Here is a 17,143-nt window from a genome sequence, read left to right on the forward strand (position 1 = left end):
TTGTGCATTTATACCCAGGTAATATTGACAATATATTTTATCCGGGTAATATTAGGGGATCGTCTTCCTGGAGCATTCCCATGACCAACGCAGCGCCTCATACCTACTCGACCTTTGACGGCCACCGGCGCATCGCCTCGGGTTCGCTGCAATCCAATGCCCTGGCGTTCAAGCGAGCGCTGGAGGCTGGCGCGGCCGGGCCGGTGCTGGTCTTCGACGACGGCACGGGCCGCACGATCGACCTGGATACCAGCGGGACGGAGGCGGCCGTATTGGCGCGGACTGCCGAGCGCGCTGCCCAGCTTGAGTCTGCGGCGCAGCCGCCAGGCGAAAATGACGACGCCGCGGATATCGCCGGACCCCGGGGCCGCGGGCGCCCGAAGCTGGGCGTGGTGTCGCGCGAGGTGACGCTGCTGCCGCGCCATTGGGAATGGCTGGCGGCCCAGCCGGGCGGGGCGTCCGTCGCCCTGCGCAAGCTGGTCGAGCAGGCACGCCGCGACAACGCCGGCAAGGACCGCAGCCGCCTTGCAAGCGAGCGGGCCTATCACTTCATGGTGGCGATGGCGGGGGATCTGCCCGGCTTCGAGGAAGCCGCGCGGGCGCTGTTCGCGGGCGATGTCGCGGGCTTTGCACAGCAGATCGCGGCATGGCCCGTGGACGTCCGGGAGCACGCGCTGCGCCTGGCGGACAGCAACGCCTGAACGGTTTCGGCGTTCCGCTCAGATGCCGCCCAGCAGGTCGTGGGCATCCACGATCGCGTAGGCGATCTCGGGATGCTCTTCCATGCTGCGGCGGATGGCGGCCGGGATCGACTGGCGGATCTTGCGGCACAGGCCGGGCTGCTCCTGCACCTGGATGCTGATGCCGCGCACCGTGCGCACGCCGCGCGCGCTCGGTGTGATGGTCAGCACGATGCCCAGCTGGGTTTGCATCAGGCTTTCCATCCGCTGCAGTTCGGCCAGGCTGGTCAGGCTTTCCAGCCGCTCGACCAGCCGCTTTTCCTCGGCACGGGTGAGCCGCAGCACGCGCAAGTCAGCGTTGGGGTCACTCAGCAGCGCTTCGCGCCCGCAGATGCAGGCGCCGGGCGGGCATTCCGTGCGAAGAGGGAACGGCGCGTTCATGTGGGGCGCGGCCAAAAGGCCGCAAGATAGCGGGGGCGATGGCCGGATATGTTAAATCAGGTTTCCCCCTGCCGGTGCGCCGGCCTTGCCCCAGCCCGCGGCGCCAGGCTCAGTCCAGTGGCTCGATATGGGCCGATGCAATCAGGGCACGCCATTTGGCGGTCTCGGCATCGACCGGCGTCCGGAACTGCGCCGGAGTACGCCGACGTCAGCGTGCCGATGGAGCTGGCCTGGTCCAGCAGCGATTGCCGATCCGGTCTATGCTCGCGGCTGCGGTCGGCCCGAATGCCTGAGCCACCACGACAAGCCAGCCAAGCCCTGCACAGGAGACCCCCATGGCACTCTCGATGTACGACGTTTCGATTCCCCCGTTTATCCGCGCATTCGGCAACCTTGACGCGATCCTGGTCAAGGGCGCGGCGCACGCGCAGGCGCAGGGGATGGACCCGGCCGACCTGATCCAGACCCGGCTGATTGCCGATATGGATCCGCTGTCGGCGCAGGTGCAGCGCGCCAGCGATGCCGCCAAGGGCTGCGCCGCGCGGCTGGCGGGCATCGAGGCGCCTTCCTTTGCCGATACCGAGGTCACGTTTGCCGAGCTGCAGGACCGCATCGCCCGCACCATCGTGTTCCTGGAGCAGATCACGCCCGCGCAGCTGGAGGGCAGCGAACAGCGCGTGATCGAACTGAAGCTGCGCCAGGGGGCGGTGCAGTTCGACGGCAAGTCCTACCTGCTTGGCTTTGCCTTGCCCAATTTCTACTTCCACGTGACCACGGCCTACGACATCCTGCGCCACAAGGGGGTGCAGATCGGCAAGCGCGATTACCTGGGGCTCAAGTAAGACCGGCAGGTCGGACAGGAAAAAGCCGGGCTTCGCGCCTAGCCGTCAACAAAATCCGTTGAAACGCAAAACGGGTCCCGTCTTTCAGGTGGGGCCCGTTTTTTTGCCTGAAAGCAAGGGGTTCTGCGCTGGAGAAAGCCACCCCTTCTGCCGACGCGAACTGGATCGGGCGGCTCGACGCGCATGCTCGTGTGGTCGGCTGCGGTGGCACCGACTAATGTCCCACCGAGCCGCGCGCGGTCACGCAGGAGTCGGGCCCATAGCGCCCTGTGCCACCCCATGTCGCGTTAGCTCGAAGCGATGCCGGCCCGCCGGACCACTTCGCGCCAGCGGGGGACCTCCTGCCGGATCGCCGCAGTCATCGCTTCGGGGGTGCCAGTGTCGATCACCCTGCCGACCAACTCATAGCTGCTGCGAATTTCGACGGACTCCATGACCGCGGCCAGTTCCTAGTTCAGCCGGCTGACAATGGGCGCAGGCAAGCCTCGCGGCGCCACCACGCCGATCCAGACTGCGTCAAAGTCGTGCCAGCCAAGTTCGGCCAGGGTCGGCGTGTCTGGCAGCACCGCCAGCCGCCGGGTACCGGTGATGGCCAGTGGCCGGAGCTTGCCGGCGCGTATCTGCGGCAACAAAGGCGCCAAGCCTTCCAGCAAGACATCGACCTCTCCGCTCATGACAGCCATGGTGGCGGCAGGGCCCTTGTACGGTATGTGCTGGATATCCATGCCGGTCGCCGCCTTCAGTTGCTCCATATAGACGTGCGTGGGGCTGCCGTTGCCCGGGGAGCTGTAGCGCACTTGTCCGGGATTGGCTTGGGCGGCGGTGATGAGTTCCTGCATCGACCTGACCGGCAGGGACGGGCGCACCACCAGAACCTGGGGCCCGCGGCTCAGGATGCCGATATGCGAGAAGTCCTTTACCGGGTCGTAGGACAGGTTCGGGAAGAGGCTCGGGCCGACACTCATCTGCACGGAGTGGACCATGCTCAGGGTATAGCCGTCCGGCGGGCGTCTGCTCACGATGTCCAGGGCCGCGATCCCGCCCGCGGAGGGGTGGTTTTCGACGATGACCGGTTGCTGCAGTGCTGCCGCCAGCTTGTCGGCCACCTGCCGTGTGACGACGTCGATGACACTGCCAGGCGCGCTGCCATTGATGAAGCGGACCGGCTTGGAGGGATAGGGCTGGGCGGCTGCCAGGCAGGCGGCGACGCTCGCCAGGATGGCCAGAAGGCAGCGGGCAATGCGGGCAATGGCAAGCTGAGGGATCATGGTGAGCCTCATGGTGTCCGGCACAGCGTCTTGTACTCGATACGAAAGGCATGGAACGGCCTGGTATCGACATTCTGGATGGCGTGCTCCGCTTGTGCCGGCAACCTGACCATGTACGGCAGCGCCGGGCTGGCCGGTATAGATGGCGGGATTTCCTTGCCGTTTCGGTCAAAGTTGATGTATTCCGGCCGGCTATCCACGATCATGACACTTGGCTACCGGTGGTGGTGCAGGTTCTCACGCTCGCCCGGTGCCACGGTGACTTCCAGCACGCGGACCCTCTCAAATCTAGTCGCCGGACGGGATGGCGTCGATGCCCACGCCGGCACTTCGCCTGTGCGAGAATTTCACGAATCGTTGAAGTTCTCGCGCCCATCTGGCTGGACTGGAGTTCCGTATGGATCGGATTCGACGCTTCGAGATGTTCGTGCGGACTGCCGATGCCGGCAGCTTCGTGGCGGCGGCGCGCTCAATGGATCTCACCCGCTCGGCGGTGAGCCGGGCAGTCGGCGAGTTGGAGAAGGTGCTGGGCGTCGCGCTCTTCAACCGTAACACGCGCCACCTTGAACTGACCGAGGACGGCCAGCGCCTGCATCGCCAGGTGACGGACCTGCTGGACAGGTTGCGAACCCTGGAAGTCAATGTGGTGCCGAGCGAGGGCAGGGTCGATGGCACCGTCCGCATCGGCCTGTCGGCCGCGCTGAACCGCCATGTGGTCATGCCGCGGCTGGCGCCTTTCCTCGGCAGCCATCCTGCCCTGCGCCTTGAGTTGCGGACGACTCAGGATGCCCGGGCATTGCGCGCGGAGAATATCGACGTGCTGTTGCATGTCGGCGAGCCACCACCATCGAACCTGGTGGCCGTGCGCTTCGGGCAGGGGCGCCCCAACGTCTATGCTGCGCCCGTCTACCTGGAGCAAGCCGGCATGCCGACTGACCCGGACGACCTGGTCCGCCACCGCTGTCTGGTGTTCCGGCCGCCCTGGCTGCTGCAGCCGATCCAGACCTGGACGCTCGAGCGCGATGGCCTGCGCAAGTCCGTTCAGGTGGAGCCCGCGGTGGTGTCCGACGACCGGGAGGGCCTGCTGGTTGGCGCAATCGCCGGCGCCGGACTGGTGTACCTGGGCGCCTTCGATCCCGCACTGATCGCCAGCGGGCAGTTGCGCCGCGCCTTGCCGGACTGGTCGTGCGTGAACAGCTTCAATATCTACGCCATGTATCGTCGCGGGTCCGGCCGGGTACCGCGCATCGCCGCGTTGCTGCAGTTCCTGCGCGAGGCTTTCCAGCAGTTCGACCCGCAACAGGTCACGGTTTTGCATGCCTCGCCGACCAACGGTACGGTGGCGCCAGAGGGTGGGAGGGCTGCAGGTGCACCATAAGGACCGATCAATGGGTTCTAATCCCGGCACGATACTGGGAACCCGTCCATCGCAGCAGAAGCGGGCGGCATTGGGTTACCGCGTCGCTCCACTAGGGAGTCATCGGCCGCTTGCACGAGGCAGGCTCAGAAAATTGGCTGGTGACGATCTGGCATGGACCTCAGGCGGAGCGACGACCAGTGCCGGCCTTGCCGCGCCAAGAGACAGTATCTGACCCGAGGCAACCCAGTCGGGACAGGCCTTTCTCGATGATCTGGTACCGTCTCGGTCTGGCAAGCCTAGGCTGCGCCACAAGCGAATCACCTCATAACGTTTAGCGCACCTACCCAACATCGCATGACCACGCTTCACATCATCATCCTGGCTTGTGTCCAAGGCCTTGCTGAATTGCTGCCGGTTTCCAGTTCGGCCCACGTCATCCTGGCCGAGAAATGGCTGGGGCTGGACCCGACCTCGCCCGACATGACGTTGATGCTGGTCATGTTGCACACGGGCACAATGTTCGCGGTCATCGCCTATTTCTGGCGCTCGTGGCGGCAAACGTATTTCTCGTCGACCAAGGCGTTGTGGAACAACGGTGTCATGCTGGCGGTGGCCACGGCAGCCACGGGCGTCGTCGGGCTGGCCCTGCTGTACGTCATCAAGCATGCCGTGATGGGCGGCGCCGACAGCTTCGAGGTGGAACACCTCTTTGGCAATACCAGGCTGATGGCGATCAGTCTGGCCGTGGCCGGCGTGCTGATCATCGTGTCGTCCAGGTGCGCCAACACGGCCACCGAAGACCTGACTGGCCGGCGTGCACTCTGGGTTGGGGCCGTGCAGGGGCTGTGCCTGCCGTTTCGCGGACTGTCGCGTTCTGGCGCGACGATCTCCAGCGGGATGCTGCTGGGTGTGCAGCGCCGCCGCGCCGAGGAGTTCAGCTTCGCGCTCGCCGTGGTGCTGACGCCAGCCGTCATCGCCAAGGAGGGTTATCGCTTCTTCAAGGCGCATGCGGGCGCGACTGACGGCCTGCTGCACATGCTGGCACCGAGCCTGCTGGGCATGGTGTTCAGCTTTATCGCCGGCTTGCTGGCCTTGCGCTGGCTGTCGCGCTGGCTGGAGCAGGGGCGGTGGTACCTGTTCGGCTGCTACTGCCTGGTCGCGTCGGTCGTCGTGTGGACGTTCGCCGCGTGAAGCTCGTCGCCCCGGCCACCGGCGGACCCGTTGGTGACACGGCACCTTGTCGACCCGAATCAGATGGCTCAGAACGACCCATCTCGGACCGGCAACAGTTGGTGGGCTAACGTCTGCATCGGCTGAGTATCGGACTTCCGCGTTAAGTACTCCGTGAGCCCTATGAGGTAACCCGACCGCCTCAATACTCTGTAACATTCTGTAATATAACGTGTAATAATATGCTACACGCTCCCTCCCGAGCAGACGGGCACATCACTCGACTGATCGGCGAGTCCGGCGGGAAATCGGTACGCCCGGCCGAAACGTGGGTCTGGCAAGCGCTCTTTTGTGCTGTGTCCGAAACCCAACGATCACCCGCGCGGCTCATCGTGAATCGTTGAATCATGCGCGCCAATGCGCGTTAGACCGGGTTTGCGCTTCTGGCATAAGGAAAATAGTGGGCAATCGGCCAGTTCTGACGGCACCTGTGGCGCCCGTGCTCCGCCATCTGATTGATGAGGTGGTCCATCGTGTCGTGTCCGACTCTACTAGCAAGGACGGGTACATGCGCTGCGCAGACTACGCAATCGTCGGCGCGCGCGTGCTTACCCTGCTGACGCAAGTCACTTACCGGCCGGTCGCGGGCGGCGAGGTGATGAATTTTGGCGATGGCGTGTTGTATGTATTGTGTTCGCCACGCGAGCGGCGCCGTAACGCAAAGCATCTCTCACAACTGTCCCGCTACCATTGCTGGATCGAAGGCAAGCACGCATGTCCTGACGGCTCATCCAGAGTGGAGGTCGTCGATTTCACGGTACGGCACAGCCATGCGGCTGCCAGCGAGGTTGATCTGCCATTCAAACGCCCGCACGAGCGCTTCCTGTGGACCTGGGAAGATGAGAATGTCGTGCCCCCGGAGCTGCAGAGCCATCCGGCGTTCGCAAAAAAAGGGCTGCGTTGGCGGTGGGCTGAGCGCAATTGCACTGATCTGTTGCGTGCCTATGAGAAGGAGCGCCCAAACCATTATGGCCGCCAAGTTTCGCGTGCCTTGGAACTGTTTGCAGACCACGTCGAAAATGGCGTCGATCATCTAAAGACATTCGCCATGTCGATGTAGCCGAGACATTAAGTGTCCTTCAGATCTGGTTGAACCCGACGCGGGATAGCAGTTCAGAGAATCTGGGATCGAAACGAGCGCTGTCGAAGGCAGGTTCTGTCCTGAGCTCAATGAAGTCAGGGCTGTGCTCACCGTAGGCTTTTTCCAGCCAGCCGAAGGTCTGCTCTTTGTCGCCGAGCGAACCAAACACTTTCGCCATGTTGTAGGGGTGGACGTAGTGCTTTTCGGATTCCGTCTCCAGCGCATCCACGATCTGCTGCATGGCCGTTCTCATGTCGGCGGCAGCGTAGGTCTGGGCCAGCCCCGTCAGCGCCTCTGTGCTCCTCCCGGAAAGCGTTACAGCCATCTGCATCTCCTCGATTGCGTCATGGAACAACTTCTGTTGCTGGTAAACCAATCCCAGCCTGAAGTGAAGCAGAAAGTGGTTTGGATCGATCTCCAGGGCTTTACGGAGTTCTTCCCGTGCCTGGTCGTATCGCCGGGCAAGGTACAAGATGATGGCGACAGATGAATTCAGCACTGAATTCAACGGATCCATCTGTTGGGACTGCCTGACCCTGGCAATGGCTTCTTCGGCTCTGCCTGCCATCATGAGATATTCCGCGTACCAATAATAGGCGATCGCGTGTCCTGGATTCAGTTCAATGGCGCGCAGGAAATCCTGTTCCAGATCGACCCAATCCCAATCGTGCAAACGCACATGGGCCAGTGACGCATAAGCCTCACCTAAATCAGGTTCAATCTGCAGCGCTTTCCTGGCTGCCATTTTTGCTTTATGAAACGTTTCGCGCGCAGGGCTCACGCCGCGACATGCAAGCATCGTGTAAGCATCGGCCACTCCATCATAGGCGGCCGCAAAATTCGGCTGGTGCCCAATAGCGAGTTCAAAATACTCAATGCTCTTTCGCATTCCTTCTTCGGTGCGCGTGGACCAGAAGTGACGCCCTTTGAGATACGCTTCGTGCGCCTGCGCATCGATGGCAGGAGTACGGTCTAAACGCCCTTGCTCGTGCGGCGTGAGCTTGATCTCAATTTCGCGGGCAATTGCCTTGGCCACCTCGATCTGGAGTGCGAGGATGTCATGTCGGTTCCCCTCGTAGGTCTCGGCCCAAAGGTGCGTTTCGTCGCTTACCCGGATGAGCTGCGCCGCAACCCGTACCCGATCTCCGGCACGCCGGACGCTTCCTTCAAGCACGTGGGAAACCCCGAGGTCTTGGCCGATCTGATGAATGGTCCTGGTCGTGGATTTGTAGCGCATCGCCGAAATCCGGGCGATTACACCCAGGCGCTCCGGGCTGAGCCGGGCAAGTTGGGTGATCATATCCTCAGTCAAGCCCTCGCTGAAGTAATCATATTTGTCGCCGCCACCGAGACTTTCGAACGGAAGCACGACCAGTATCACTCGCCCCTCCGATAGCCATGGATTATTTGGGCGCGGTAATGCTTCCGGTTCACTGGGTTTGCTTTCCACCTGCGCCCTGCCGTCAGGTTGCAAACGCTCCGCTCCATCGTCAGTGAGCGGCGGCCTTGCTGGGGCAGCAGTGACCGGTCGGTGCCGGTTCCGATACAGCGCGTCAGCCACAATGATTGCGATTCCAACAAGGACAATCACCGGCCGGGCATCGAGCGCCAAGCGCGACAAACGCTCCACCCTCTCTGGCGCCGCAATATAGCGGATTAGCTGAGCGATGAATTCCTGCGGCGCGAAGCCGGTGATCGCCAGGAGGACGCCCCCAATGAACCATTCACTGACCCGCGCTCGCAACATCGCCCACAGGTGCCTCGGTATTCGCTGTGGGGTTGGTCCGTCTTTTTCATCTTCCATGGCGTCCCCGCATAGAGTCGTGTCGACCAGGCGTTACGGTCCCTGACGCGGCACAGGAGGTTGGAAGGTGGGCTCAGGCGTACACGCCGTCGCAATCGTCGCGCGGCGTTCTCTAGCCTACACAAACAGCGCTCATTGTTTCTGTGCGGGAGGTAGCGCTGCGGTCCGCTAGTAGCCTTCAAGTGACTGGAACGATTCGTGCGCGCGGGAGGATCAGGTAGATTGCAATTCGTACCACGCCAACATAGCTTAGGCGCCCTCGGTGGAAGTGGGAACGCGATGATTGCCGCAGAGCGGCTCCGGACAACACGCCGCGCTCAGTCCCACTGCGGCGCAAAGCCCGGGTTGGCCAGCCGCTCGCCGCGGTCCAGTCCGGCAATGGCTGCCATCTCCCGCTCGGACAGGCGCAGCGATGCCGCCGCCAGGTTGCTCTCCAGGTTGGTGCGCTTGGTCGACGACGGGATCACCGCATAGCCCTGCTGCAGCAGCCATGCCAGCGCGACTTGCGCGGGTGATGCGCTGTGCGCCTGCGCAATCCGTTGCAGCACCGGGTCTTGCATCACCTTGCCGTAGGCCAGCGGCATATAGGCTGTGATGTGGATGCCCTGCGCGCGGGTGAAATCGGCGAGCTTGCGGTTCTGCAGGAACGGGTGCATCTCGATCTGCTGCGTGGCGATCTGGCCGGCGCCGATGGCGTCGATAGCCTGCTGCAGGTGGCCGATGGTGAAGTTCGACACGCCGATGGCGCGGGTGAGGCCGGCGGCGCGTGCTTCGGCCAGTGCCTCCATGTATTCCTGCACGGGGATGGCATCGCCGGGCGACGGCCAGTGGATCAGCGTCAGGTCGACCTGGTCCAGTTGCAGCTTTTCCAGGCTTTGCTCCAGGCTGGCGCGCAGGCGGTCGCGGCCCAGTGCTTCGGTCCAGATCTTGGTGGTGACAAACAGGTCCTGGCGCGGCACGCCGCTGGCGGCGATGGCCTGGCCGACCTCGGCCTCGTTGTCGTAGATCTGGGCGGTGTCGACATGGCGGTAGCCCAGTTCCAGGCCGGTGCGCACCGAGTCGATGACCTGCTGGCCCTTGAGTCGGAACGTGCCGAGGCCGATGGCGGGAATCTGCATGATGTTCTCCTTGGTTTGCAGGGTGTTCGGGAAGCGTCGGTACAGGGCGCGGATCAGTGCGTCATGGCACTGGCCGGCACGCCGCCGCTGCGGGCATCGAAGCCGGCGGCGCGGTCCAGGCGCCCGCTCAGTTCAGTCAGGGCCAGCGCCACCAGCACCACCAGCGCGCCGATCCACGGGGTCTGCATCAGGCCCAGGTGGGTCACGATCAGCCCGCCGGCCCAGGCCGCGCCGGCGATGCCCAGATTGAAGGCGGCGATGTTCAGGCCGGAGGCCACATCCACGGCGTCAGGCGTGAAGCGCTCCGCCTGCTTGACCACATAGACCTGCAGTCCGGGCACGTTGCCGAAGGCCACGGCACCCCAGGCCAGCACGGTCGCTACCACCAGCCAGCGATGCGGCGCGGTAAAGGTCAGCACGAACAGCACCAGGGACAGCAGCAGGAACACCAGCTTCAGCGCGGGGATCGGGCCGTGGCGGTCGGCCAGGCGGCCGCCCCAGATATTGCCGGCGGCAACCGAGACACCATACACCAGCATCACCAGCCCGACCGCGCCGGCGCTAAAGCCGGACACATCCTGCAGGATCGGGGCGAGGAAGGTGAAGGGGATGAACGACCCGCCGTAGCCGATCGCGGTCTTGGCATACACCAGCAACAGCCGCGGCTCGGCCAGCACTCGCGCCTGCTGCAGCAGCGACGCCGGCGGCGTATGCGCGATGGCGCGCGGCACGAACAGCAGGCTGCCGACGAAGGCCACACCGCCCAGCGCCGAGACGGCAAGGAAGGTCTCGCGCCAGCCGAGGTGCTGGCCGATGAAGGTGCCCAGCGGTACGCCGGTCACCAGCGCCACGGTCAGGCCGGTAAACATGATCGCGATCGCGCTGGCGGCCTTCTCGCGCGGCACCAGGCCGGTGGCGATGGTCGAGCCGATCGAGAAGAACACGCCGTGGGCGAGGCCGGTCAGCACGCGCGCCAGCACCAGCGATTCATAGCCGGGTGCCTTCCACGCCAGCAGGTTGCCAAGCGTAAACAGCGCCATCAGCGACAACAGCAGCAGCTTGCGCGGGATGCGCCCGGTCAGGGCAGTCAGCACGGGCGCGCCGGCGGCGACGCCGAGCGCATAGAGGCTGACCAGCAGCCCGGCCGATGGCAGGGATACGTGCAGGTCGGCGGCAATGGTGGGGATCAGGCCAACGATCACGAACTCGGTCGTGCCGATGGCAAAGGCGCTGATGGTCAGCGCGAACAGGGCAATGGGCATGATGCAGCCTCCGGCAAGGGCAACAACGGAAAAAAGAATCAGGAACAGGGCGCAGTGTGCCGTGGGTGTTCTTGCAGAAAAACCCAGTGATCTGCAGAAGATATTTGACTAAAATTCAAGAATGAAGCTGACCCTGGAAGAACTCGCCGCCTTTGTCGCCGTGGTCGATACCGGCTCGATCACGGCCGCTGCCGAGCAGCTCGGGCAGACCGTTTCGGGCATCAGCCGCGCATTGAGCCGCCTGGAAGACAAGCTGGAAACCACGCTGCTGCGCCGGACCACACGCCGGCTGGAGCTGACGGAAGAGGGCGGCGCCATGCTGGCGCATGCGCGCGGCATCCTGTCCGCGGCCGACCTGGCTGAAGAGCAGATGGCGCTGCGGCGCCAGCGCCCGGCCGGCAAGCTGCGTGTCAATGCGGCATCGCCGTTCATGCTGCACGCGGTGGTGCCGCTGGTCGGAGAATTCCGGCGCCTGTATCCCGACATCGAGCTGGAGCTGAACACCAACGACCAGATCATCGACCTGATCGAGCACCGCACCGACGTCGCCATCCGCATCGGCGTGCTGCGCGATTCGACGCTGCATGCGCGTGCGCTGGGCAACTCGCGCCTGCGGGTGCTGGCCAGTCCGGCCTACCTGAAAGCGCACGGGCGGCCGCGCGGGGTGGCCGACCTGGCCGTGCACACGCTGCTGGGCTTCACCCAGCCGGAGGGGCTGAACCGCTGGCCGCTGCGGACCGAAGCTGGCATGGAACTGCCGATTCGGCCACATCTGGCAGCTTCCAGCGGCGAAACCCTGCGCCAGCTGGCGCTGGCGGGCCAGGGGCTGGTGTGCCTGGCCGATTTCATGACCGAGGCCGACCGCCGCGCGGGTGACCTGGCGCAGGTGCTGGTGGACCAGACCGTGGAGGTGCGGCAATCGATCCACGCGGTGTACTACCTGAATACACAGCTGTCGGCACGGATTGCCTGTTTCCTGGACTTCCTGGCCGCCAACCTGGCAGGCGAGCCCGACCGTGCCCCGATGGCGGCTAAGCGAAAACCCTGAGCCCTCTGGTATACTTGCAGTACGTCCGGTCCCGTGCCGGACGCAGCCTGCGACAGGCCAGGACGGCCCCTCCGGCAGCGCCCGGAGCCTTGCACGGATGCGGTCCGTGCGTGCCGTCAGCAATGCCGCCCGATCGATACCCTGCGCTCCACATCGAGACGCGACCAAGGACGCGGCAAGACGCGAGATCCGGCACCGGCCCTGCCCACCCTTTACTGAACCCCGGCCAGCAAAGCGCTGCCGATTGTCCGTTTACGGTCCCAGAGAGACCCCACGCATGACTTACGCCGTCAAGGAAATCTTCTATACGCTACAGGGCGAGGGCGCCAACGCCGGCCGCGCCGCGGTGTTCTGCCGCTTTGCCGGCTGCAATCTGTGGACCGGGCGCGAGGAAGACCGTGCCAGCGCGGTATGCCAGTTCTGCGATACGGATTTTGTCGGCACCGATGGCACGCGCGGCGGCAAGTACCGCACGGCCGAAGAGCTGGCCGCCGTGGTCGCGTCGGAATGGCCGCAGGGCGCCGGCGGCAAGCCGCTGGTGGTCTGCACCGGGGGCGAGCCGCTGCTGCAGCTCGATGCGCCGCTGATCGACGCGCTGCATGCGCAGGGCTTCGAGATCGCGATCGAAACCAACGGCACCATCGCCGTGCCGCCCGGTATCGACTGGGTCTGCGTCAGCCCCAAGATGGGCTCGGAACTGGTGGTCACGCGCGGCGACGAGCTGAAGGTGGTGATCCCGCAGGACGGGCAGGACTTTGCCGCATACGAGAAGCTTGATTTCCGCCATTTCCTGGTGCAGGCCATGGATGGCCCGCTGGCGAGGGAGAATACCGCCGCGGCGGTGGCGTTCTGCCAGCGCCATCCGCGCTGGCGGCTGTCGCTGCAGACCCACAAGCTGCTGGGCATCCGCTGAGCGGCAGTGAAAGGCGGCTCGCCCAACGGGCGGCAAAACGTACACAATACAGGCTTCGGACGCGCGCGCGGCGTCCGTCCCAACGCAGGCGGCCGGCATGGCGCCGCTACACATGAGCAAACAAGTTTCCATTACCCGCCGGCTGGAGTTCGACTCCGGCCACCGCATCCCGAACCACTGCGGGCAGTGCCGCAATATCCACGGCCACCGCTACCGGCTGGACCTGACGCTGTCGGGCGAGGTCCTGCATCGCGAGGGCGCGTCGGATGACGGCATGATTCTGGACTTCGGCGACATCAAGGCGCTCGCCAACGAGCACCTGGTCAACAAGTGGGACCATGCCTTCCTGATCTACCGCGGCGATACCGCGCTGCTGAACTTCCTGCAATCGATGGAAGGGCACAAGACCGTGGTGCTGGACGCGATCCCGACGGTCGAGAACCTGGCACAGGTCGCGTTCGACATCCTGGCGCCGGTGTTCAAGGACTGCTTCGGCCACCACCTGCAGCTGACCAGGCTGGTGCTGTTCGAAACGCCCAATTGCTGGGCCGAGGTCAGCGCGCCCGCCGTGCTGCCGGCGCAGGACTGAGCGGGGGCGATGACAGAGACGCCGCCGCTGCCCGTGCGCGCGCCGCGCGCGCTGCCTGACGACCCGGCCGAAGCCGCCGAGCGCGATGCGCGCTACATGCGCGCCGCGCTGGAAGAAGCCCGCCTGGCCGAAGCCGCCGGCGAAGTGCCGGTGGGCGCGGTGGTGGTCTGGAAAGACACCATCATCGCGCGCGGCCACAACCTGCCGATCCGCTCGGTCGACCCGTCCGCGCATGCCGAGATGCAGGCACTGCGCGCCGCCGCCCAGGTCATCGGCAATTACCGCATGCCCGAGTGCGAGCTGTACGTGACGCTGGAACCGTGCGCCATGTGCAGCGGCGCGATCCTGCACGCGCGGCTGCGCCATGTGGTGTTCGGCGCGACCGACCCCAAGACCGGCGCCGCCGGCAGCGTGCTCAACCTGTTCGAACAGGCGCAGCTCAACCACCAGACCACCATCGCCGGCGGGGTGCTGGCCGACAGCTGCGGCCAGATGCTGAAGGATTTCTTCGGCGCCCGGCGCCGCGCCCAGAAGGCGCAGCAGAAGGCCGAGCAGCAAGGCGCCGCCGCGCCAGTCACCGATTCCGGCAAGAACAACGACACCGACACCGAAGCATGAGCACGCCGAACAGCAGGCCGCCGCATACCGAAGTCCGACTGATCGCCTCTTCCGGGTATCCGCACGACATCGCCATCGCCGCGCGCGGGTGTGCCTGGCTCAAGCATCATGGCTACCACATGACCAACCCCGACGTGCTGGCGCGGCGCTATCTGCGCTTCGGCGGCACGGATGCGGAGCGGCTGGCCGACCTGCACGCCATCGGCACCGGCGCGCCGCATGAGCTGACGCTGGCGGTGCGCGGCGGTTATGGCATCGCGCGCCTGCTGGCGCAGCTGGACTTTGCCCGCATTGCCGAACAGGCCCGCGCCGGCGGCACGCCCATCGTCGGCCACAGCGATTTCACCGCGTTCCAGCTGGCCTACCTGGCGGCCACCGGCGGCGTCACCTTTGCCGGGCCGATGCTGCTGGCCGACTTTGGCGCCGAGCTGGTCGATGCCTACATGTGGGAGCATTTCGAAGGCATCCTGCGCAACCCTGCCTACAGCGTCGACATCGCCGCCCCGCAGTCGGGCGGCCAGCCGTTCTCCGGCAGCGTGGAAGGCACGCTCTGGGGCGGCAACCTGGCGATGCTGTGCAGCCTGCTGGGCACGCCCTTCATGCCGCAGGTAGAAGGCGGGGTGCTGTTCCTGGAGGACATCAACGAGCCGCCGTACCGGGTCGAGCGCATGCTGGTCCAGCTGCGGCAGGCCGGCGTGCTGGGCGCGCAGCGCGCCATCGTGCTGGGCGACTTCTCCAACTACCGCGTCACCGACTACGACAACGGCTACGACATGGACGCCGTGGTGGACTACCTGCGCGACCAGTTGCCGGTGCCGGTGCTGACCGGGCTGCCGTTCGGGCATTGCGCGCGCAAGCTGACGCTGCCGGTCGGTGCCCAGGTGCGGCTGGCCGCACGTGCCGACGGCTTCAGCATGGCGTTCTCGGGCTATCCGGTGCTGCCGGCGCTGGCCTGAGCGGCTGCTGGCCGCATACCGCGCGTCCGGGTCGCAAGGAATGCGTCCGGATGATACAATGTACGGTTATTTCCTGACTTCCTGCCGGGTTCTTCCATGAACCGGGCGCGGCCAAAGCCGCATCGCCAGCCATGGCCGCCGGAGTATCCCCGGCCAGCGCGATGCATCTCCGGCAAGGCCCGTCCCTGAGCGATCCTGAGCGGCATGGGGGTGCGCCCCGAGTGCAAAACCGGCAAGCCGCGGCCAGCGCCGCGGCGCCACAATCTCCAGACAAGGTTCCAGACGTGCTTTCTACCGCAAACATCACCATGCAGTTCGGCCCCAAGCCGTTGTTCGAGAATATCTCGGTCAAGTTCGGCGAGGGCAACCGCTACGGCCTGATCGGCGCGAACGGCTGCGGCAAGTCCACCTTCATGAAGATCCTGGGCAGCGACCTCGAGCCGTCGTCGGGCAACGTCATGCTGGAGCCGGGCGTGCGCCTGGGCAAGCTGCGCCAGGACCAGTTCGCCTATGAAGACATGCGCGTGCTGGACGTGGTGATGATGGGCCACACCGAGATGTGGGGCGCGGCGCAGGAGCGCGACGCGATCTACGCCAACCCCGAGGCCACCGACGAAGACTACATGAAGGCCGCCGAGCTGGAGGCCAAGTACGCCGAATACGACGGCTACACCGCCGAGGCGCGCGCCGGCGAACTGCTGCTGGGCGTGGGCATCCCCACCAGCCAGCACCAGGGCAACATGAGCGACGTCGCCCCGGGCTGGAAGCTGCGCGTGCTGCTGGCGCAGGCACTGTTCTCGAACCCGGACGTGCTGCTGCTGGACGAACCGACCAACAACCTGGACATCAACACTATCCGCTGGCTGGAGACCGTGCTCAACGAGCGCAACTCCACCATGATCATCATTTCCCACGATCGCCACTTCCTGAACTCGGTCTGCACCCACATGGCCGACATGGACTATGGCACGCTCAAGGTCTACCCGGGCAACTACGACGACTACATGGAAGCGTCGATGCAGGCCCGCGAGCGCCAGGTGGCCGCCAACGCGCGCGCCAAGGAGCGCATCAGCGAGCTGCAGGACTTCGTGCGCCGCTTCTCGGCCAACAAGTCCAAGGCCCGCCAGGCCACCTCGCGCGCCAAGCAGATCGAGAAGATCAAGGTCGACGACATCAAGCCGTCGTCGCGCCAGAACCCGTTCATCCGCTTCGAGTTCGAAAAGAAGCTGCACAACCTGGCCGTGGAAGTGGAGAACATCACCAAGACCTACGACCGCAAGATCATCGACGGCCTGTCGCTGGCGATCCAGGCCGGCGAGCGCGTGGCGATCATCGGCGAAAACGGCGCGGGCAAGACCACGCTGCTGCGCAGCCTGCTCAACGGCGCGGTGCAGACCGGCGTGCAGCGCGGCGTGGAAGTGGACCGCGGCACGGTCAAGTGGGCCGAGAACGCCAACGTCGGCTACATGCCGCAGGACACGTACGAGGAATTCCCGGAAGCTCGCGACGTGATGGACTGGATGAGCCAGTGGACGCAGGCGGGCGATGACGAAACCTCGCTGCGCGGCACGCTGGGCCGGCTGCTGTTCTCGGCCGACGACATCAGGAAGTCGGTCAAGGTGCTGTCCGGCGGCGAGAAGGGCCGCATGATCTGGGGCAAGCTGATGCTGGGCCGCCACAACGTGATGGCCATGGACGAGCCGACCAACCACATGGACATGGAGTCGATCGAATCGCTGCAGATCGCGCTGGACAAGTTCCAGGGCACGCTGATCTTCGTTTCGCACGACCGCGAGTTAATCAGCGGGCTGGCGACGCGCGTGATTGAAGTGCGCACCGACGGCACGCTGACGGACTACCTGGGTACGTATGACGAGTACCTGCAGTCGCAGGGTATCGACGGCTGAGCGGCGGGAACCGTTGCAAACAAAAA

At 65.0% G+C, this 17,143-nt stretch carries 18 protein-coding genes; 11 read left to right on the forward strand and 7 right to left on the reverse strand.

Translation table 11 applies throughout. From position 1 onward, the window contains the following. The first annotated feature begins 80 nt into the window (after positions 1-80). Positions 81-701 carry a DUF2239 family protein gene (locus ACREYQ_RS07620; RefSeq protein WP_432260134.1) on the forward strand — a complete coding sequence of 207 codons (621 nt, stop codon included), beginning with the start codon at positions 81-83 and terminating at the stop codon, positions 699-701. 18 nt (positions 702-719) lie between these two features. Here ACREYQ_RS07620 and ACREYQ_RS07625 read toward each other — a convergent pair whose 3' ends face one another. Next, a complete protein-coding gene (locus tag ACREYQ_RS07625) occupies positions 720-1,121 on the reverse strand; it encodes a hypothetical protein (protein ID WP_115212924.1) in 402 nt (133 codons plus the stop codon). Positions 1,122-1,456: 335 nt separating this feature from the next. Here ACREYQ_RS07625 and ACREYQ_RS07630 point away from each other — a divergent pair, with 335 nt between their 5' ends. Then, a complete protein-coding gene (locus ACREYQ_RS07630; protein ID WP_432260135.1) occupies positions 1,457-1,963 on the forward strand; it encodes a DUF1993 domain-containing protein in 507 nt (168 codons plus the stop codon). Between the two features lie 287 nt (positions 1,964-2,250). Here ACREYQ_RS07630 and ACREYQ_RS07635 read toward each other — a convergent pair whose 3' ends face one another. Genes ACREYQ_RS07635 through ACREYQ_RS07645 form a run of 3 tightly spaced genes read right to left on the reverse strand, consistent with a single transcriptional unit; the run spans position 2,251 to position 3,437 of the window. Beyond that, on the reverse strand, positions 2,251-2,397 hold the full coding sequence (locus ACREYQ_RS07635; protein WP_432260136.1) for a hypothetical protein: 147 nt from the start codon (positions 2,395-2,397) through the stop codon (positions 2,251-2,253). 15 nt (positions 2,398-2,412) lie between these two features. Continuing rightward, complete coding sequence (locus ACREYQ_RS07640; protein WP_432260137.1) at positions 2,413-3,231, reverse strand: Bug family tripartite tricarboxylate transporter substrate binding protein; 819 nt, start codon at positions 3,229-3,231, stop codon at positions 2,413-2,415. Between the two features lie 8 nt (positions 3,232-3,239). Further along, on the reverse strand, positions 3,240-3,437 hold the full coding sequence (locus ACREYQ_RS07645) for a hypothetical protein (RefSeq protein WP_432260138.1): 198 nt from the start codon (positions 3,435-3,437) through the stop codon (positions 3,240-3,242). Positions 3,438-3,628: 191 nt separating this feature from the next. On the opposite strand from ACREYQ_RS07645, the gene ACREYQ_RS07650 reads away from it, so the two are divergent. The 3 genes from ACREYQ_RS07650 (at position 3,629) to ACREYQ_RS07660 (ending at position 6,881) form a co-directional block, all read left to right on the forward strand. Then, a complete protein-coding gene (locus ACREYQ_RS07650) occupies positions 3,629-4,609 on the forward strand; it encodes a LysR substrate-binding domain-containing protein (RefSeq protein ID WP_432260139.1) in 981 nt (326 codons plus the stop codon). Between the two features lie 336 nt (positions 4,610-4,945). Then, entirely contained in the window at positions 4,946-5,782 is an 837-nt protein-coding gene (locus ACREYQ_RS07655; protein WP_432260140.1) for an undecaprenyl-diphosphate phosphatase, read from the forward strand. Positions 5,783-6,209: 427 nt separating this feature from the next. Next, the gene (locus ACREYQ_RS07660) at positions 6,210-6,881 is read left to right on the forward strand and encodes a hypothetical protein (protein WP_432260378.1); all 672 of its coding nucleotides are present in this window, start codon (positions 6,210-6,212) and stop codon (positions 6,879-6,881) included. Positions 6,882-6,900: 19 nt separating this feature from the next. On the opposite strand, the gene ACREYQ_RS07665 is transcribed toward ACREYQ_RS07660, so the two are convergent. The 3 genes from ACREYQ_RS07665 to ACREYQ_RS07675 form a co-directional block, all read right to left on the reverse strand. After that, positions 6,901-8,706 (reverse strand): tetratricopeptide repeat protein, encoded by a 1,806-nt coding sequence (locus ACREYQ_RS07665; protein ID WP_432260141.1) that lies wholly within the window; start codon positions 8,704-8,706, stop codon positions 6,901-6,903. A 317-nt stretch (positions 8,707-9,023) separates the two neighbouring features. Then, a complete protein-coding gene (dkgB, locus tag ACREYQ_RS07670) occupies positions 9,024-9,824 on the reverse strand; it encodes a 2,5-didehydrogluconate reductase DkgB (protein ID WP_432260142.1) in 801 nt (266 codons plus the stop codon). A gap of 53 nt (positions 9,825-9,877) precedes the next feature. Next, entirely contained in the window at positions 9,878-11,086 is a 1,209-nt protein-coding gene (locus ACREYQ_RS07675; RefSeq protein ID WP_432260143.1) for an MFS transporter, read from the reverse strand. A 121-nt stretch (positions 11,087-11,207) separates the two neighbouring features. Between ACREYQ_RS07675 and ACREYQ_RS07680 the strand changes: the two genes are divergently transcribed. The 6 genes from ACREYQ_RS07680 to ACREYQ_RS07705 all read left to right on the forward strand — a co-directional run bounded on the left by ACREYQ_RS07680 (position 11,208) and on the right by ACREYQ_RS07705 (position 17,117). Then, positions 11,208-12,134, forward strand: a complete 927-nt coding sequence (locus tag ACREYQ_RS07680; RefSeq protein ID WP_432260144.1) for a LysR substrate-binding domain-containing protein — start codon at positions 11,208-11,210, stop codon at positions 12,132-12,134. A 277-nt stretch (positions 12,135-12,411) separates the two neighbouring features. After that, a complete protein-coding gene (queE, locus tag ACREYQ_RS07685; RefSeq protein WP_078196511.1) occupies positions 12,412-13,047 on the forward strand; it encodes a 7-carboxy-7-deazaguanine synthase in 636 nt (211 codons plus the stop codon). A 112-nt stretch (positions 13,048-13,159) separates the two neighbouring features. Further along, positions 13,160-13,636, forward strand: coding sequence for a 6-pyruvoyl trahydropterin synthase family protein (locus ACREYQ_RS07690; RefSeq protein ID WP_010809539.1), 477 nt, complete (start codon positions 13,160-13,162; stop codon positions 13,634-13,636). A 9-nt stretch (positions 13,637-13,645) separates the two neighbouring features. Beyond that, positions 13,646-14,254: a tRNA adenosine(34) deaminase TadA gene (gene tadA, locus ACREYQ_RS07695; RefSeq protein ID WP_432260145.1), complete on the forward strand. Its 609-nt coding sequence runs from the start codon at positions 13,646-13,648 to the stop codon at positions 14,252-14,254. Continuing rightward, positions 14,251-15,210 (forward strand): muramoyltetrapeptide carboxypeptidase, encoded by a 960-nt coding sequence (gene ldcA / locus ACREYQ_RS07700; protein WP_432260146.1) that lies wholly within the window; start codon positions 14,251-14,253, stop codon positions 15,208-15,210. Before tadA ends, ldcA begins: the two co-directional genes overlap by 4 nt. A 284-nt stretch (positions 15,211-15,494) precedes the next feature. Next, positions 15,495-17,117, forward strand: coding sequence for an ABC-F family ATPase (locus tag ACREYQ_RS07705; RefSeq protein ID WP_432260147.1), 1,623 nt, complete (start codon positions 15,495-15,497; stop codon positions 17,115-17,117). The last annotated feature ends 26 nt before the right edge of the window (positions 17,118-17,143 follow it).

Origin of the sequence: Cupriavidus sp. TMH.W2, from assembly GCF_050847365.1 — a bacterium.
In the GTDB taxonomy this organism is placed as follows: Bacteria; Pseudomonadota; Gammaproteobacteria; order Burkholderiales; family Burkholderiaceae; genus Cupriavidus.

Excerpts from the sequence above, each read along its gene's own strand:
- ldcA (WP_432260146.1), top strand. The coding sequence starts at position 14,251 with ATGAGCACGCCGAACAGCAGGCCGCCGCATACCGAAGTCCGACTGATC.
- ACREYQ_RS07625 (WP_115212924.1), bottom strand. The coding sequence starts at position 1,121 with ATGAACGCGCCGTTCCCTCTTCGCACGGAATGCCCGCCCGGCGCCTGC.
- ACREYQ_RS07635 (WP_432260136.1), bottom strand. The coding sequence starts at position 2,397 with ATGGAGTCCGTCGAAATTCGCAGCAGCTATGAGTTGGTCGGCAGGGTG.
- dkgB (WP_432260142.1), bottom strand. The coding sequence starts at position 9,824 with ATGCAGATTCCCGCCATCGGCCTCGGCACGTTCCGACTCAAGGGCCAG.
- ACREYQ_RS07645 (WP_432260138.1), bottom strand. The coding sequence starts at position 3,437 with ATGATCGTGGATAGCCGGCCGGAATACATCAACTTTGACCGAAACGGC.
- ACREYQ_RS07690 (WP_010809539.1), top strand. The coding sequence starts at position 13,160 with ATGAGCAAACAAGTTTCCATTACCCGCCGGCTGGAGTTCGACTCCGGC.
- ACREYQ_RS07650 (WP_432260139.1), top strand. The coding sequence starts at position 3,629 with ATGGATCGGATTCGACGCTTCGAGATGTTCGTGCGGACTGCCGATGCC.
- ACREYQ_RS07675 (WP_432260143.1), bottom strand. The coding sequence starts at position 11,086 with ATGCCCATTGCCCTGTTCGCGCTGACCATCAGCGCCTTTGCCATCGGC.
- ACREYQ_RS07665 (WP_432260141.1), bottom strand. The coding sequence starts at position 8,706 with ATGGAAGATGAAAAAGACGGACCAACCCCACAGCGAATACCGAGGCAC.
- ACREYQ_RS07655 (WP_432260140.1), top strand. The coding sequence starts at position 4,946 with ATGACCACGCTTCACATCATCATCCTGGCTTGTGTCCAAGGCCTTGCT.
- queE (WP_078196511.1), top strand. The coding sequence starts at position 12,412 with ATGACTTACGCCGTCAAGGAAATCTTCTATACGCTACAGGGCGAGGGC.
- ACREYQ_RS07680 (WP_432260144.1), top strand. The coding sequence starts at position 11,208 with ATGAAGCTGACCCTGGAAGAACTCGCCGCCTTTGTCGCCGTGGTCGAT.
- ACREYQ_RS07620 (WP_432260134.1), top strand. The coding sequence starts at position 81 with ATGACCAACGCAGCGCCTCATACCTACTCGACCTTTGACGGCCACCGG.
- ACREYQ_RS07630 (WP_432260135.1), top strand. The coding sequence starts at position 1,457 with ATGGCACTCTCGATGTACGACGTTTCGATTCCCCCGTTTATCCGCGCA.
- tadA (WP_432260145.1), top strand. The coding sequence starts at position 13,646 with ATGACAGAGACGCCGCCGCTGCCCGTGCGCGCGCCGCGCGCGCTGCCT.
- ACREYQ_RS07640 (WP_432260137.1), bottom strand. The coding sequence starts at position 3,231 with ATGATCCCTCAGCTTGCCATTGCCCGCATTGCCCGCTGCCTTCTGGCC.